The organism is Paraburkholderia sp. OAS925, assembly GCF_040543975.1.
GTDB lineage: Bacteria > Pseudomonadota > Gammaproteobacteria > Burkholderiales > Burkholderiaceae > Paraburkholderia > Paraburkholderia graminis.
On sequence record NZ_JBEUNO010000001.1, the window covers coordinates 1499018 to 1515702 of the forward strand.

Genomic DNA, 16685 nt, shown 5'->3' on the forward strand with positions numbered 1-16685 from the left:
CACAGAAGTTCGACGGAACGCTGAACGAACGCCGTTACGCGGTGTTCATAAACGAGAGGCACAATCGAGCGACGCCTGATGATTATCGCGCCGATCCGCCGACGGATGCCATCGGCCGATTGGCTATAATGGCGCATTCCGCACTGTCCGGCCGCAGCGCTCGCGTTCGGGGCGAGTTTCATCATGCATCGCCTCGGGCCACGCGCCGCATGCCGTGCTCCGAATTCCATCTGACCAGAGAGCGCTCATGAGCTTCAATAACGTCCCCGCAGGGAAAGACCTTCCGCAAGATTTCAACGTCATCATCGAAATCCCGGCGCAAAGCGACCCGGTGAAGTACGAAGCCGACAAGGACCTGGGCCTGCTCGTCGTCGACCGTTTCATCAGCACCGGCATGCGCTATCCGGCAAACTACGGCTTCATTCCGCAGACGCTGTCGGGCGACGGCGACCCGGTCGACGTGCTGGTGATCACGCCGTTTCCGCTGCTGGCAGGCTCGGTGGTTCGCGCCCGCGCGCTCGGCATGCTGCAAATGACCGACGAATCGGGCGTGGACGCGAAGCTGATTGCGGTGCCGCACGACAAGATCTGCCCGATGACCGCAAGCCTGAAGTCGATCGACGACGTGCCGGCCTACCTGAAGGACCAGATCAAGCACTTCTTCGAGCAATACAAGGCGCTGGAGAAGGGCAAGTGGGTGAAGGTCGAAGGCTGGGCCGACATGGAAGCCGCGCACAAGGAAATCAGCGAAGGCGTGGCGAACTACAAGAAGTAAATGGCTTTAGCGCGTCGATGAGATCGAATCATCGGCCCGCCAAGTAAGACGCCAGACGCCAGCCAGGTGCGCAAAACCGCGCGAGCCCGAACGGGCCGCGCGGTTTTTTATTGGCAATTGCACTCGCGGCGCGCTCGTATAGCCCAACTGCATCGCGCGGATGAACCGAAGCCATTTTTATATCCAGGTATAAACCCTTATGATTTGTGACCGCGGCGGATTGTCCCGACCGCGGCCCAATCTGCCATTGCCCAGCCACACGCCGCCTCAGGAGCCCACTGTCCGGATGACGAACCGCAAGTCCACTACGCCGCGTTCCTTGCCTCGCTGGTCGAACCGGCTGTATGCGATCGCCACGGCGATCTATCGCAAGCGGCCGGTGTGGATGGTGTCGTTCTCCGCCAGCGAGGCCAGTCTCTCCGAAGGCTTGCGCGCCGCGTGCGCATCGACGGCGATGCTCGCGCTCGGCAACTTGCTGCACGATCCGGTCTTCGCGTGGGCCGCGATCGGCGCATTCTGGACCTGTCTCGCCGATGCCGCCGGTTCAAACCGCGCCCGCTTTGCATCGATGATGGGCTTCGCGCTGCTCTCCACCGCATGCGGCGGGCTCACCGCTTTCGCGTCGGCGAGCGGCACGGTGGTTGCCGCGCTCGCAGTCCTCGTCTTCACGAGCCTTGGCGCGTTCGGCCGCATCTGGGGCGCGGCGACCTCGCAAGTGACGATTCTCGCCGCGACCGCCTGCGTCGTCATGGTCGACCGGCCGATGCACGACGTCCGCGAAGGGCTCGCGTTTCTCGGCGTCTATCTGATCGGCTGCCTGTTCGCGGTCGCGTTGAGCCTGACCGTGTGGCGCATTCAGCCGTTTGGCGCAAGCCGCGCTTCGTTGCGCACGGTGTATCTGCGGCTCGCGGATATTGCGTTCGACAGCGCCCGTCTGCTTGAACAGCGCAGCACGCCGCGCGAATGGGCGACGCATGCGGCGCAGTTTCGCGCCGATGCGCGCGCGGCGCTGGAGCGCTCGCGCAAGGCGCTGGCGCGCGTGCCGCCGACGCGAACCGCCGCGCGCGAGACCTACGACGCGCTGCTCGGCTTGCTGACGGAAGGCGAGGCGTTGTTCGCGTATCTGATCGCCGTCTCGGGCGCGTGCGAAAAAATGCCCGGCGACGAACACCACGCTCGCCACATCAGACGCGCGGCACGTTTGCTCACGGCGCTGGGCGAGACGCTGCGCAACATCGGCGCCGATGCGAACGAAGCGCGCTGGACGCATCTCGTGAAATTGCAGTTGCGCTTGCGCCGGCTCGCGCGGCGTCTTGAAACCGCGCTGATGGAGCCGGTCAAGCTGAAGTCCGACTTCGAACTCGTCGACTTCACGCCGGTACAGGCGCCGCCGCATTTCTTAGGGAGTGTCGCGATCACGTTGGCGCGGGTCTGGTCGACGCTGAAGGCAAACCTGTCGCTGGAGTCGGTCGGCTTGCGCCATGCGGCGCGCGTCGGCGTCACGACGACCGCGGGCTTTGTCGTGATCCGCGTGCTCGGCTTGCCGTTCGGCTATTGGGCGACCATGGCGACGCTGCTGATCTTGCAACCTTCGATTGCCGCGACCTGGCCGCGCAGCATCGAGCGCGCGGCGGGCAGCATTGTCGGCGGTGTGCTGGCGGCGGGCATCGGCTATGCGATTCATTCGCCGCTCGGCATTTCGCTCGCAGTCTTTCCGCTGGTGATGGCGACGATGGCCTTGCGCCCCGTCAGCTACAGCTTGTTCGTGTTGTTCCTCACGCCGACGTTCGTGCTCGTGGCCGACTTCGCGACGCCCGGCGCGAGCGAGATCGCGTATGCGCTCACGCGGCTCGGCAACAATGTGCTCGGCTGCGTGCTCGCGCTGTTCGCCACGTTCTATCTATGGCCGACGCGCGAGAAAACCGATTACCGCGCGTATCTCGGCGACGCCGTGCGCGCCAATCTGGCGTATCTGCTTGCCGCGCTCGAATCGCCGCGTCGCACGGAAAAGGATATGGAGCGCCTGCGCAGGGCGGCGGGCCTCGGCAGCAATAACGCCGAAGAGGCGATCGCACGGATTCGCCTCGAAAAGCTGGAGCACTCGATGGTCGACACGGTCACGCTGACGGTGCTGAGCGTGCTGCGCAAGATGGCGGGCACGGCGACGCAGTTGCGCTTGAGCGCGAACCGGCGTGAAGCTCACGATGTGCACGCCGAGCTTCGCGCGTGGGTGGAGGCGGTGAGCGCGGACATCGAGGCGTCGCTGAATCGCGCGATCGTGCCGCTGCGGCATGAGTTGCCGGCGCGCGAACGTTTGACATCGCTCGAAGCGGATGCAGTGGGCGAGCTTGCGTTGATGCAGCGCTTGCTGACGGAGCGGATGCGCGAAGCGCGGGGGTGATTGGGCGTTAATGAAGCGTGGCTGACGGTGGCACAGTCACCGCCAACTGATCAGCGAACGCACGCCGTTCACGCCGCGTCGCCTTCGACTTCATCATCATCCAGAGCCGGCTCAGGCTCCGGCATCACCGACTCGAGCGTCCGCCCACCCGCCGCCAGCGTCCGCTTCTGCGCGGGCGTCAAGCGCTTCACCCAATACTCGGCGCGCGACGCGCTCGAACGATCCGCCAGTTCGAACGATGCCAGCACGCGCACCGGCTTGCGCGAGCGCGTATAGCGCGCGCCGGCGCCGCTGACGTGCTTTTCGAAACGCGCGTCGACGTCGGTCGCAATGCCGGTGTAGACGCTGCCGTCCGAGCATTCGAGCAGATAGAGAAACCACGCCACGGACGCGTCAGCCTTTGAACGGATTGTGTTCGCGCAGCTCGTCCACATAAGCGTGGATGCTGTTCTTTTCGTTGTCGAGGAAGTGGCCGACCGCATCGGCGAAAGCGGGATGCGCGAGCCAGTGCGCCGAGCGCGTCACTGTGGGCAGGAAGCCGCGCGCCATTTTGTGTTCGCCTTGCGCGCCGCCTTCGAATGCCCCGAGCTTTTCTTCGATGCAGAACTCGAGCGGCTGATAGTACGCGGTCTCGAAGTGCAGACAGGGCACATGTTCGAGCGCGCCCCAGTAACGGCCGTACAGCGTGCCGCCGGTTTTCGCATCGCGCTGATACACGACGAGCGAACTCGCGATCGGCTTGCCTTCGTACTCGGCGATCACGAGCAGCAGATTCTCCGGCATCGACGCGCCGATCATGCGGAAAAAATCGAGGTTCAGATACGGCGTCGAAAAGTGCTCGCGATAAGTCTGCCGATAGCACTTGCTGAAGAAGCGCCAGTCCGCGTCCTGAATGTCTTCGCCGCGAATACGGCGCATCGTGATGCCGGCGTCGTGGACTTTGCGGCGTTCCGCGCGGATGTTCTTGCGCTTCTTCTGTTCGAGCGTCGAAAGGAAATCGTCGAAGTCGCGATAGCCGTCGTTCAGCCAATGAAACTGCACGCCTTCGCGCTGCATCATGCCCATCTCGGTGAGCGCGTTGGCTTCGGTTTCGGTCGGAAAGAGCACATGCAGCGACGACACGTCGGCCTGCTCGGCGAACGCCATCAACGTCGCGGCAAGGTGGCGCAACGCGTGCGAATCGGCGGCGAGCAGGCGGTTGCCTTGCACCGGCGTGAACGGCACGGCGCACAGCAGCTTCGGGTAGTAGGGCAAGCCGTTGCGCTTATAGGCGTCGGCCCAGGCCCAGTCGAACACGTACTCGCCGTATGAGTGGCCCTTCAGATAAACCGGCGCGGCCGCGGCGAGCTTGCCCGTGAGCGGGTCGGTCAGCGTGACGAATTGCGGCGCCCAGCCGGTGTCCGCGACTGCGCAACGGGTCGCGTGCAGCGCGCTCAGGAACTCATGCCGCAGAAACGGCGTGGGTTGCGTCTGCTGCGCGAGGAGGGTGTTCCATTCGGCGGCGTCAACCTCGGAGGGCGACGCCAGAATGCCCGTGCGATAATCAAAGCGTTCCTGATTCAATCTGTGTGACTGTCCCAATGAGCGACGCGGTGCGTCAAGCACGTACTGCGTCGTTCGTTTATCCGAGTTGTCCGTTCCGTCGAGCCCACAACAAGCCGCTTTATTTGCAAGCCCTCCGCAAGCCTTTCGCTTGCCCGTCGATCCTGCCATGAAGACACGAATCGCTCTTGCTCAAATCAATGTCACCGTCGGCGACTTCGCCGGCAACGTCGCGAAGATCGTCGCCGCCGCGCGTGACGCGCACAGCGCCGGCGCGAAGCTGCTGGTCGCGCCCGAACTCGCGCTGTCCGGCTATCCGCCCGAAGATCTGCTGCTGCGCCCCGCGTTTTATACCGCGAGCGCTGCTGCGTTGGCGGACCTCGCGCAACAACTGAAGCAGTTCGCCGGCTTGCATGTGATCGTCGGTCATCCGTTGCGCGACGCTGCCGACAGTGTTGCCAACAGCGCGGCGAGTGGTCATGGTAATGCAAACGCGCCGATCCAGCGCGGCGTGCCGCCGGTCGACACGTTCAACGCGGCGTCGCTGGTGGTGGACGGCCGGATCGCCGGCATGTATCGCAAGCAGGATTTGCCCAATACGGAAGTGTTCGACGAGAAGCGCTACTTCGCGTCCGACGCGCAGCCGTTCGTCTTCGAACTCGACGGCGTGAAGTACGGCGTGGTGATCTGCGAAGACGCGTGGCATGCGTCGGCCGCGCAAATGGCCAAAGCCGCGGGCGCGCAAGTGCTGCTGATCCCGAACGGCTCGCCGTTTCACCTGAACAAGGAAGCGGTGCGCTTCGACATCCTGCGTGCGCGGATTCGCGAGACGGGACTGCCGATGGTCTACGTGAACATGGTCGGCGCGCAGGACGAACTGGTGTTCGACGGCGGCTCGTTCGTGCTCGACGCGCAAGGCGAACTGGTCGCGAAGATGCCGCAGTTCGAGGAAGCGACGGCGTTTGTCGAGTTTGAAAACGCGGTGCCGTTGCGCGGTCATGGCGACGCGCAGCTCGTCGGCAGCGCAACCCGCGCCAACTCCGCCATCGCCCCCGAGCTTTCGCTCGAAGCACAGGTCTACGCGGCGCTCGTCATCGGCGTGCGCGACTACGTCAACAAGAACGGTTTCCCTGGCGCGCTGATCGGCCTCTCGGGCGGCGTCGATTCGGCGCTCGTGCTGGCGGTCGCGTGCGACGCGCTCGGCGCGGATCGGGTGCGCGCGGTGATGATGCCCTCGCGCTACACGGCCGACATCTCCACCACCGACGCCGCCGAGATGGCCCGCCGCGTCGGCGTGCGCTACGACGAAATTGCGATCGCGCCGATGTTCGATGCGTTCCGCAGTTCACTCGCGCAGGAATTCGAAGGACGCCCGGAAGACGCCACCGAGGAAAACATCCAGGCCCGCATCCGCGGCACGCTGTTGATGGCGCTGTCGAACAAGTTCGGCTCGATCGTCCTCACGACCGGCAACAAGAGCGAGATGGCGGTGGGCTACTGCACGCTTTACGGCGACATGGCCGGCGGCTTTGCGGTGATCAAGGACATCGCGAAGACGCTCGTTTATCGGCTGTGCCACTACCGCAATCAGGCCACGGCCTTCGGCACGCAGAACGTGATTCCCGAGCGCATTCTGACGCGCGCGCCGTCCGCGGAATTGCGCGAGAACCAGACCGACCAGGACAGCTTGCCGCCCTATGACGTGCTCGACGCGATCATGCGCATGTACATGGAAGAGGACCGCTCGCTCGCCGAAATCATCGCCGCGGGTTATGCGGCCGACGACGTGAAGCGCGTCACGCGGCTCATCAAGATCAACGAGTACAAGCGCCGCCAGGCGCCGATCGGCATTCGCGTCACGCATCGCGCGTTCGGCCGCGACTGGCGCTATCCGATCACGTCGCGCTACACCGAACCGGTGGAATGAATCGGAGCCGCGGGCATTGCGACGCACGCCGGACTGCCGCAACGCATCCGGCGCGGCGTAGAATAAAAATCATCCATTTCCCTTTCACTCTTTCAGTCACGAGACGAGGTTCGCCATGAAGCGCATCACCGCAGTCATCAAACCGTTCAAACTCGACGAAGTGCGCGAGGCGCTCGCTGAAGTCGGCCTCACGGGCCTGACCGTCACCGAGGTCAAAGGATTTGGCCGGCAGAAAGGCCATACCGAGCTCTATCGTGGTGCAGAGTATGTGGTCGACTTTCTGCCGAAGGTGAAGATCGAGGTCGTCGTCGCGGATAACCAGTGCGACCAGGTGATCGACGCGATCATCGGCGCGGCGCGCACGGGCAAGATCGGCGACGGCAAGATTTTCGTCGCGGACGTGGAGCGCGTGATTCGCATCCGTACCGGCGAAGAAAACGAAGCCGCAGTCTAAGCGGCTCGCGCACCGAAGCGGTGCGCCGGCGCGAGCAGGAGACTTCGCGCAACGTCCACAGAACTCGCGAAGCCTTCGCGCCAATAAAAAACGGTGCGATACCCTTTCGGACATCGCACCGATACGCGCCTCTCGCAGCAGCGTGAAAAAGATTCTCTTGAAGAACTTCTAAGCCCCGAAGGCGCCGCCTTCGGGGAACACCGTTCGATTAGAACGAGTGTTGAATGCCTGCGTACACGCCGGTCTGGCTGTGGCCCGGCAGCGGGTTCTCGTTGTACGAGACCGTGCCGTCCGAAGCGGTGATGTTGCCGCCACGGCCTGCGTTGTTCGCATCCAGACCGAAGTTAGCCGACTTGCTGTTACGCACGGTCGCGACCTGGATGTCCAGCAGCGTGCGCTTGGACAGGTTGTACGAACCGCCGATCGTGTAGATCGTTGCGTTGCCGCCGCCCTTGTTCGCGTTCACGTGATACACAGCCGCGATCAGGGCTGCAGCCGGCGTGGCTTGCCACGTCACACCGCCCCATTCGTGATCGAGCGAGGTCGGCGCAGCGTTTACCGCGCTGGCAGCCGCGGACGTGCGCACTGCCTGATACGCGCCCTGGATCTTGAACTGGCCGAGGAACACGTTGAACGCAGCCGTGTACTCGCGCGATGCCGTGAACGGGTCCGTGAAGTTGCCGTTGGTGTTGTTGCGGATTTCGTCGTACATGCCGCGCAACTGGAACAGCGACGAGGTGTACGTCACTTGCAGACCGGCTTCGCGGCCTTGCGGCGTCGTGCCGTTACCGTTCCAGTTCGTCGCGTTCGACAGCGCGTACTGACCGTACACGTCAAAGCCGTAGAACTTCGGCGACTGGTAAGCGATGTTGTTGCTCGATTGCGGCCAGTTGCGGCCACGCACCAGCGACGCCGACGACCAGTTCGACTGACCGAACGGGTCGAAGTCCCACACGCCGTTCGAGATGAAGAGCATGCGGCCCATCGTCAACGTACCGTATGCGCTGTTCGACAGACCGACCGTTGCCCAGCGATTGAAGAGACCGCCGCCGCCAGGACCCTGACCGTTCATCGTGTTGAACGAGCCTTCCAACTGGAACAGGACCTTATTGCCGCCGCCGATGTCCTCGACGCCCTTCATGCCCCACAGGCTCGTGCCCCAGTCACCACTTTCCGCGCGAAAGCGCGAGGTTGAACCGGTATAGTTGGCGTTCGGCAGGCCGCTGATGTATTCGAGACCTGCGTCCAGGCGGCCATACAGCGTTACGCTGCTTTGGGCATGTGCAACAACCCCGGCCGACATCAGCGCAGCGGCGAGCAAAGCTTTCTTCATCTTCTCCTCCATACCCTGTCAAAAAGTGAAACCCAGTACTGCGAATGGTGTTCGGACGCGAGTTGCGCCGAACAGAAATCGGTACCAGGGAGATTAGCGGGCGGATTGGTCTCCTATCCTGACGTGCAGCCTTGGGGCTGTCTGGTCGTCATGCCGATCCCTCGCCGACCGGTTCTCCTCTGTGCTTTGAAGTAAAACTACTTTTAATGAACTTAGTTTTGCTACTTTGGTTACTAATTTATCAAAAATACACTTGAGTGTGAGAAGAAATTAGTACCGGCGTTGACCTGTGTCTCCAAATTGCAATACCGATGTGGGCAAAGACCCATTGCCGCCTGTGTCAAAACGGCTAAAGCCCTTATGCGACAAGGGAATCACGGATCGACGGGGGCAAGATTAAGGATTGCCACTATTGACGCTTCGGATACGGCAGGGTAGGGGCGAAAAGACGCGTTGGGAGGCGTGTACGCGACGGTTTCGCGGCCGAAAAGCGCGGATTACACAGGTGACCGAAACAAAAAAGGCGCTCGTAAGTGCCTTGTAAAAGAGTACTTCGACTACAGCCCGGTCATGAGGCGTTGCGATGAGTCATCGCCAAATCTCAAATACCAGGCTGTGCGATATGTTTTGCTACCGCATTGCTATTTCAGACTGCCGGACAGGAACTGCTTCAGGCGCTCACTGCGCGTGTTTTTGAACACCTCGTCGGGGCGGCCTTCTTCTTCGACGCGCCCTTGGTGCAGGAACATCACGTGGTTCGACACGTTGCGCGCAAACGCCATTTCGTGCGTGACGACGATCATCGTGCGGCCTTCCTCGGCGAGCGTCTGCATGACCTTGAGCACTTCGCCGACGAGTTCGGGATCGAGCGCGGAAGTCGGTTCGTCGAACAACATCACGTCGGGATGCATCGCCAATGCGCGCGCGATCGCCACGCGCTGCTGCTGACCGCCCGACAGATGCGACGGATACTGCTTCTCGAGACGCGGCGCGAGGCCCACTTTCTCGAGATATTCGCGCGCGCGGTCTTCGGCTTCCTTGCGTTTTAGGCCGAGCACATGCACGGGCGCCTCGATGATGTTCTCGAGCACGTTCATATGCGACCACAAGTTGAAGTGCTGAAACACCATCGACAGTTTGGTGCGCACGCGCTGCAACTGTTTCGGGTCGGACACGCGCAGCGCGCCCTGGTTGTTCTTTTGCGTGCGCACTTCTTCGCCGTCCACGAAGATGCGGCCGGCGTTCGGCTGTTCGAGGAAGTTGATGCAGCGGAGCATCGTGCTCTTGCCCGAACCGGACGAGCCGATCACGCTGATGACGTCGCCGGCGTTCGCCTTCAGCGAAACGCCTTTGAGGACTTCGTTATCGCCGTACTGTTTATGAAGTTCGTCGACGAAAAGCTTTTGCTTCGTGTTGTTCATCGGGGTCCTTGGGCGTGCTTAACCGCGGGGCGTGTGCCCGCTTATTTGCCTTGCGGCCGCAGGTAAGCGAGCCAGCGGCGCTCGGCGCGGCGGAACAGCCACACGAGCGCGAAAGAAATGCACAGATAGAGCAGGGCGGCAATGCCGAACGCGTTGAACGACTGATACGTCGCCGAGTTCACGTCGCGCGCGATCTTCAGAATGTCCGGCACGGTCGCGGTGAAGGCGACGGTCGTGGCGTGCAGCATCAGAATCACTTCGTTGCTGTAGTACGGCAACGCGCGGCGCAGCGCCGACGGCAGGATCACGCGCCGGTACAGCGTGAACGACGACATGCCATACGCGCGCGCCGCTTCGATTTCGCCGTAGGGCGTGGCCTTGATCGCGCCCGCGAAAATCTCGGTGGTGTACGCGCAGGTGTTCAGCGTGAAGGCGAGCAGCGTGCAATGCATGCCGTCGCGGAAGAACGCGTTGGTCAGCTCGTGATTGCGGATGACTTCGAGGCTGTACAAGCCCGTGTAGCACAGCAGCAACTGCACATAAAGCGGCGTGCCGCGAAAGATGTACGTGTAAAGCCACACGAGACCGGCGAGCCATTTCCTCTTCGAGACGCGCGCCACCGCAAGGCGGGATCGACAGGCAGAAGCCGAGTCCGATCGACACCACCAGCAGCCACAGCGTGATCGCGAGACCCGTGAAGCGGTAGCCGTCCGTGTAGAGATAATTGCGCCAGTATTCCTGAATGATCTCGATCATAGATCCGCCTTTCGCACGCCGGTCGAGTAACGCTTTTCGAGGTACATCAGCACGAAGTTCGACACTGTGGTGATGACGAGATAGATCGCCCCCGCAAGCAGGGTGAAGAAGAAGAACCGCAACGTGCCCTTGCCCGCATCTTGCGAAGCCTTGACTACGTCAGCGAGTCCGATGATCGACACGAGCGCCGTGGCCTTCACCATCACCTGCCAGTTATTGCCGATGCCGGGCAGCGCGAAGCGCATCATCTGCGGGAACATGATGCGCGCGAACACCTGCCAGCTCGTCATGCCGTAGGCCGCGCCGGCTTCGAGCTGACCGCGCGGCACCGCGAGAAAGGCGCCGCGGAAGGTTTCGGTGAAGTACGCGCCGTAAATGAAGCCGAGCACCGCGACGCCGGCCACGAACGGGTCGATGTCGATCTGGTCCCAGCCGAGCAGGTCGGTCAGATTGTTGAGCCAGATCTGGATGCTGTAGAACAGCAGCAGCATCAGCACGAGGTCGGGCACGCCGCGCACGAGCGTCGTGTAGACGGTGCCGGCGCCGTGCGAGAAGCGGTTCTTCGACAGTTTCGCCGCCGCGCCGAGAAGGCCCAGCAAGAAAGCGAGCGCCAGTGACAACACCGCCAGCTTGACGGTTTGCCAGGTGCCGTTGAGAAGCAGCGGGCCGTAGCCTTGAAGGAACATAGGGGGTCCTTGACGATGCGCTTGCGGCACACCGCGAAAGACGCGGGCGGCCTGGCGCCGCATGTACCGCGAGCGTGGCTCGCCGTGATCCGCGGCGCACAGCGCACCGCTGTGCAAATCATGACTGCATGGCCGTTGCCGGTCCTGCAGCGCGCTTTTCGACTCTCTTTGAAACTAGACCGACTGTATTACGAAGCCTCGCGAGCGCCCATGCGGGCGAGCCCGAGTCTTTTCATTGCTGCGATTACTGCTCCGGACCGGAGCGGCGCCCGGTGCCCAAAGGCGGCGCTCCGACGGTGCCCAGGTGCGTGCTCAGTGTGCCGGATAGATCTCGACGTCGAAGTACTGCTTTTCGAGCTTCGTGAAAGTGCCGTCCTGATGAATCTGCGCCAGCGCCTTGTTGAACATCGCCTTCAGTTCGGCATCGTCCTTGCGCAGACCGATGGCCGTGCCTTCGCCGATGGTCTTCGGGTCCTTCACTTCCGGGCCCGCCCACGCGAAGCCCTTGCCGCGCGGCGTCTTCAGGAAACCGGCGTCGGCCTGGATTTCGTCCTGCAGCGCGGCGTCGAGCCGGCCGGACGTGAGATCGGCGTAGACCTGATCCTGGTTCTGATAGGGCACCACGGTCACGCCCTTCGGCTCCCAATACGCCTTGGCGTACGCTTCCTGGGTCGTGCCCTGCTCGACGCCGACACGCTTGCCCTTCAGCGATTCAGCCGTTGGCAGCAGCGGCGAGCCGGCTTTGGCGATCATGCGCGCGGGGGCGTCGAAGAGCTTGTCGGAGAAGTCGATCTGCTCGCGGCGCTTGTCCGTGATGGTCAGCGACGACACGATCGCGTCGAACTTCTTGCCCTTCAATGCCGGGATGATGCCGTCGAAATCCTGCTCCACCCACACGCATTTGACGTTCATTCGTGCGCACAGCGCCTTGGTCACGTCGACGTCGAACCCGACGACCTGGCCGCTGGCCGCCTTCGATTCGAACGGCGGATAACTGGCGTCAACCCCGATGCGTACGGTTTTCCATTCTTTTGCCATGGCGCCGGTGGCCATGACGGCGAGCGCTACGCACAGTGCGAGCTTCTTCATGTTTCTCCTGGGTCAAACTGATCGTCGTGGTGTCCGATCCCGACGAAGCCGGCTCGTGGCCGGCCGTCGCCTCGGCTCGTGGCCGGCCGTCGCCTCGGCTCGTGGCCGGCCGTCGCTATTCTAGGCGGTCAAAATTGTCGCGCCGCCGCGGTTTTCCGCGTGGTGTCCGGCCTTGCCAGGCCATTGCGAGCCTTTGCCAAGGCTTTGGCAGGCGAGCCTTCGGCCACCCTATGCGTTGAAAAGCGCGGTATTTTACCCGAACAGGGGCGCGGCGCCAGTGCGCGTTGCCCGCGGCGCCGGCGCTGCATCAAGGCCGTTGCGTATGCGCGACGCATTCGCGCGGCGCGTTGCGAAAGCGGTAGACGACGGTTCGATGGGCGCGGCCCGCTTCGCCAACTTCGATTAAGCGGATTTGCGAAACGATCCGGTGCGCCCGCGCCCGATTGTGGATCGGGCGGCGAGCCCATACATTCTCGCCATCGCCAATTTCACCGGGAGTACGTCATGATCGAGATTCGCCGCTCCGACGAGCGTGGCCACGCCAACCACGGCTGGCTCGACTCGTATCACAGCTTTTCGTTTGCCGATTATCGCGATCCCGAGCACGTCCATTTCGGGCCGCTGCGCGTGATCAACGAAGACCGCATCGCGGGCGGCCAGGGCTTCGGCACGCACGGGCACCGCGACATGGAGATCGTCACGTATGTGCTCGAAGGCGCGCTTGCGCACCGCGACAGCATGGGCAACGGCTCGACCATCCGCCCCGGCGACGTGCAGCGCATGAGCGCCGGCACGGGCGTGATGCATAGCGAGTTCAACGCGTCGCCGGACGAAGAGGCCCATCTGCTGCAGATCTGGGTGATTCCGCAACGCGCGGGCGATCAGCCGGGCTACGAGGAAAAGCGCTTCGACGCCGCCGACAAGCGCGGCCGCCTGCGCGTCGTCGCATCGCCCGACGGCCGCGACGGCTCGGTGACGATCCACGCGGACGCGTCGATTTACGCGGGCTTGATCGACGGCGCGGAGACGGCCAGCTTCGCGGTGCCCGCGGGACGGCTCGTGTACGTGCACGTCGCGCGCGGCTCGCTGACGGTGAACGGCGAGGCGCTGCAAGCGGGCGATGCCGCGAAGCTCAGCGATACGGACACGGTGACGCTGGAAAAGGGCGACCACGCAGAAGTGCTGCTGTTCGACCTTGGGCGGCTCGATAGCTGAAGCAGGGCAGTTGTTGCGCCGCTCAACGCGGAGTTGGTTGAGGGCGCAACCAGGACGGCACAAAGGGCGCGTGCTGCAAGCTCAGTTTCAGCGGGAATGCACACGCGCGCCGCTATATGTATATATGGAAAACGCCACGGAGTTTTTGAACTGCGCTCCGTGGCGTTTCTGTTTCTGCGAAGCCGCCGCGCTTTGCAGCGCGGCGGCCGCGCCGCTTACTGGCTCGCAGCCGGCGCCGACGCCGCGCCATGATGCTGCTGCCAACGCTCGCGCATCTTCTCGTGACGCGACTCCATCTTCGCAAAGCGCTGCTTCAGCGCCGTGCTGACGGTCGTCTTCTGCTGGTCGTTCAGGCCGTTATAGAACTTGAGCCAGGCGTCCGTGGTTTGCTGGCGCAACTGCGCGTCCTTCTGCTCGATCTGCTGATGAGCGGAAGCCATCGCGTTCAGATCCAGAATCGGCTGCTGCTGCGCGGCCTTGAACTGGTTCTTCATCTGCTCGTGGTTCGCGCGCATCGCTTCATGGCCTTGCTTCATCGTGTCGAGTGCGGCTTGCCACTGCTTTTCCTGATCCGCGTTCAGCTTCAACTGATCATGTAGTTGCGTGAGCTCTTTCATGAAGTGACCGTGCCATCCGCCCGGACCGCCGTGGGCCTCATGAGCGGGTTGGGCGGCATAAGCAGCGCCCGCGCCGATGGCGAGAGCGGTGGCGGCAACGGCGAGGGCGCGCGAGATTTTTTTGGTGGACATGTAAGGCTCCTTGTAATGGAATAGCCGACGATGCATCCGATCCAGTTGACGGCCTGCATTCGGTAAGACACAGCGTAGAGAACTGCATCCGGCGCTGTGTTACGCGCCTTCGCGCCGCTGTTACGGGCCATTACGTGCAGCTTTCACCGTAACACCCGGTAACCCTTGAGGCCTCTGTGAAATCGAAAAGCGCTGCTGCCGCGCGTTAAACTTCATTCCATGGCTACTCAAATACTTGTTGTCGACGACGACGTCGAACTGCGCGATCTGCTACGCGACTATCTGGCCCGTCAGGGCATCGAAGTCTCGGTGCTGCACGACGCGGGCTCGCTCGAGCGCAGGCTCGAACGCGAGCGTCCCGACCTGATCGTGCTCGACCTGATGATGCCGGGCGTGGACGGGCTCACTGCATTGCGCAAGCTGCGCGCGTCGGGCGACGATATCCCGGTCATCATGCTGACCGCGCGTGCGGACGACGTCGACCGGATCGTCGGTCTCGAACTCGGCGCGGACGACTATCTCGGCAAGCCGTTCAATCCGCGCGAGCTGCTCGCACGCGTGCAGGCGGTGTTGCGCCGGCGGCGCACGCTGCCTTCGGCGGCCGCGCCCGAACAGCGCGAGCCGTTCAGCTTCGGCCGCTTCACGCTCGACTTCCAGTCGCGCACGCTGCATCAGGAAGACAAGCCGCTCACGCTGTCGGGCAGCGAGTTCGCGTTGCTGAAAATCTTCGTGAACCATCCCATGCGCACGCTGACGCGCGAGCGTCTGCTCGAGCTGCTGCACGGTCCCGAATACGACGGCACCGACCGCGGTATCGACGTCCAGGTGTGGCGTCTGCGGCGCATTCTCGAAACGGACCCGTCCACGCCGCGCTTCATTCAGACAGTGCGCGGGCGCGGCTACGTGTTCGTGCCCGACGGCGATCAGAATGCGCCGGCCCATTGATTCGTTGTTCGGACGGCTGGCCTTGCTGGTCGTCGCGGTGCTGCTGCTGTCGCACTTCGCGTGGTATGCGCTCATGCGCCTCGAGCGCAGCCAGTTGCAAACCCGCTACGCCGTTGAAGAAGCCACGTTCCTCGTCGACGCGGTGCGTCAGCACGTGGCCCGCAATCCCGATCAGCCGCTCCCGTCGCGCGTAAAGCTGGTCGATCCGGCGAGTCCCGAAGTACCGCCCGAGACATCGAATCTGCCGCCGCCGCTCGAACGGTTTATCGAAGACGCGCGCGACCGCATGCCGTCCGGCACGCAGGTGCGCGTCGGCTTGCCGGGAGCGCCGCCCACGCTGTGGGTGCGCGCGCCCAGGGACCGTAGCTGGATCGTCGTGCCGGTGCAGCCGCTGCGGCCACCGCGCTCGCTCGACCGAACGGTGCTGTGGCTCGTCATCATCTTCTCGTTCGCGGTGATGGCGGCGCTGTTCGCCGCATGGGCGTTACAGCAGCCGTTGCGCTCGCTCGCCCAGGCAGTGGCGCGCTTCGGCCGCGGCTTGCCGGTGCCGCCCGTGCCCGAGCGCGGACCGCGCGAGTTGCGGCAATTGACGCATGGCTTTAACCAGATGGTGCAGGAAGTCGCGCGCACCGAGAACGACCGCGCGGTGATGCTCGCGGGCGTCGCGCACGATCTGAAGACGCCGCTTGCGCGCTTGCGTCTGCGCGCCGAAATGATGGACGAAGCGAAGATGCGCGACGGCGTCGTGCGCGACGTCGATTCGATGACGCACATCGTCGAACAATTCCTGGTGTTCGCGCACGACGGCGCGGATCGCAGCGAAGCCGTCGAGGTCGATGCTCAATGTGAACGCGTCGTGCGCAGCTATCGCGCGGTGGCCTCGGGCGCGCCTGCGGTGCAGACCGATCTGCGAGCCGGCCCCGGCTTCATGCTGCCCGCCGCCACGCTCGACCGGATTCTGTCGAACCTGCTCGACAACGCGCATGCGTACGGAGCGCCGCCTATCGTCGTCGCCACTGCGCGCACGGCGGAAGGCTTCACGTTGTCGGTGAGCGATAACGGCAAGGGCATCGCCGCGCAGGATCTCGTCAACGCAAGCCGGCCTTTCGTGCGGCTCGACCCCGCGCGCGGCGGCAATGGCCACAGCGGTCTTGGGCTTGCGATTGTCGAGCGGCTGGTGCGGCGCGCGGGCGGCGAGTGGCAGATCGGCAACCACGACGGCCGCGGCTTGCGCGTCTTGATGAGCTTCCCGTTTTCGGCGGTGCCTCAGGCGAGGGCGGCGTCGGAGAGCAGTGTCTGGTGATTTGAGTTGCAGGCGCGGCGTTCCGTCGGCCTGGTTTGGTCGTGGGCTGGTGTGGTCCGCCGCCGAGGTCATCCCAGGTCATTACTGCG

General features: G+C 63.5%; 14 protein-coding genes and 1 pseudogene. 7 read left to right on the forward strand and 8 right to left on the reverse strand.

The genetic code is table 11. From position 1 onward, the window contains the following. Positions 1-247 precede the first annotated feature (247 nt). Both ppa and ABIE53_RS06520 read left to right on the forward strand, forming a co-directional pair. Entirely contained in the window at positions 248-775 is a 528-nt protein-coding gene (gene ppa / locus ABIE53_RS06515; protein WP_006048449.1) for an inorganic diphosphatase, read from the forward strand. Between the two features lie 286 nt (positions 776-1061). Further along, complete coding sequence (locus tag ABIE53_RS06520) at positions 1062-3176, forward strand: FUSC family protein (RefSeq protein ID WP_107707166.1); 2115 nt, start codon at positions 1062-1064, stop codon at positions 3174-3176. Positions 3177-3244: 68 nt separating this feature from the next. Here ABIE53_RS06520 and ABIE53_RS06525 read toward each other — a convergent pair whose 3' ends face one another. Then, the gene (locus ABIE53_RS06525; RefSeq protein WP_029970043.1) at positions 3245-3562 is read right to left on the reverse strand and encodes a GIY-YIG nuclease family protein; all 318 of its coding nucleotides are present in this window, start codon (positions 3560-3562) and stop codon (positions 3245-3247) included. Positions 3563-3569: 7 nt separating this feature from the next. Further along, positions 3570-4739 (reverse strand): GNAT family N-acetyltransferase, encoded by a 1170-nt coding sequence (locus tag ABIE53_RS06530; RefSeq protein ID WP_107707165.1) that lies wholly within the window; start codon positions 4737-4739, stop codon positions 3570-3572. A gap of 148 nt (positions 4740-4887) precedes the next feature. On the opposite strand from ABIE53_RS06530, the gene ABIE53_RS06535 reads away from it, so the two are divergent. Together ABIE53_RS06535 and glnK are read left to right on the forward strand one after the other, a co-directional pair. Continuing rightward, entirely contained in the window at positions 4888-6645 is a 1758-nt protein-coding gene (locus ABIE53_RS06535) for an NAD+ synthase (protein WP_107707164.1), read from the forward strand. Between the two features lie 115 nt (positions 6646-6760). Continuing rightward, complete coding sequence (gene glnK / locus ABIE53_RS06540; RefSeq protein WP_006048444.1) at positions 6761-7099, forward strand: P-II family nitrogen regulator; 339 nt, start codon at positions 6761-6763, stop codon at positions 7097-7099. Positions 7100-7307: 208 nt separating this feature from the next. On the opposite strand, the gene ABIE53_RS06545 is transcribed toward glnK, so the two are convergent. The 5 genes and pseudogenes from ABIE53_RS06545 to ABIE53_RS06565 all read right to left on the reverse strand — a co-directional run bounded on the left by ABIE53_RS06545 (position 7308) and on the right by ABIE53_RS06565 (position 12384). Next, a complete protein-coding gene (locus ABIE53_RS06545; protein WP_006048443.1) occupies positions 7308-8432 on the reverse strand; it encodes a porin in 1125 nt (374 codons plus the stop codon). Between the two features lie 641 nt (positions 8433-9073). Beyond that, positions 9074-9853, reverse strand: coding sequence for an ABC transporter ATP-binding protein (locus ABIE53_RS06550; RefSeq protein WP_006048442.1), 780 nt, complete (start codon positions 9851-9853; stop codon positions 9074-9076). A 41-nt stretch (positions 9854-9894) separates the two neighbouring features. Then, positions 9895-10609, reverse strand: a pseudogene (locus ABIE53_RS06555) (ABC transporter permease). Further along, positions 10606-11295 carry an ABC transporter permease gene (locus tag ABIE53_RS06560; protein ID WP_006048440.1) on the reverse strand — a complete coding sequence of 230 codons (690 nt, stop codon included), beginning with the start codon at positions 11293-11295 and terminating at the stop codon, positions 10606-10608. Before ABIE53_RS06560 ends, ABIE53_RS06555 begins: the two are co-directional and overlap by 4 nt. A 312-nt stretch (positions 11296-11607) precedes the next feature. Beyond that, positions 11608-12384 (reverse strand): ABC transporter substrate-binding protein, encoded by a 777-nt coding sequence (locus ABIE53_RS06565; RefSeq protein ID WP_006048439.1) that lies wholly within the window; start codon positions 12382-12384, stop codon positions 11608-11610. Positions 12385-12888: 504 nt separating this feature from the next. Here ABIE53_RS06565 and ABIE53_RS06570 point away from each other — a divergent pair. Continuing rightward, positions 12889-13599, forward strand: a complete 711-nt coding sequence (locus ABIE53_RS06570; RefSeq protein ID WP_006048438.1) for a pirin family protein — start codon at positions 12889-12891, stop codon at positions 13597-13599. 215 nt (positions 13600-13814) lie between these two features. Here ABIE53_RS06570 and ABIE53_RS06575 read toward each other — a convergent pair whose 3' ends face one another. After that, positions 13815-14348, reverse strand: coding sequence for a Spy/CpxP family protein refolding chaperone (locus ABIE53_RS06575; RefSeq protein ID WP_053857719.1), 534 nt, complete (start codon positions 14346-14348; stop codon positions 13815-13817). A 219-nt stretch (positions 14349-14567) separates the two neighbouring features. On the opposite strand from ABIE53_RS06575, the gene ABIE53_RS06580 reads away from it, so the two are divergent. Then, positions 14568-15293 (forward strand): response regulator, encoded by a 726-nt coding sequence (locus ABIE53_RS06580; protein ID WP_006048436.1) that lies wholly within the window; start codon positions 14568-14570, stop codon positions 15291-15293. Next, entirely contained in the window at positions 15277-16596 is a 1320-nt protein-coding gene (locus ABIE53_RS06585; RefSeq protein ID WP_006048435.1) for an ATP-binding protein, read from the forward strand. The genes ABIE53_RS06580 and ABIE53_RS06585 overlap by 17 nt, the downstream gene beginning before the upstream one ends. The last annotated feature ends 89 nt before the right edge of the window (positions 16597-16685 follow it).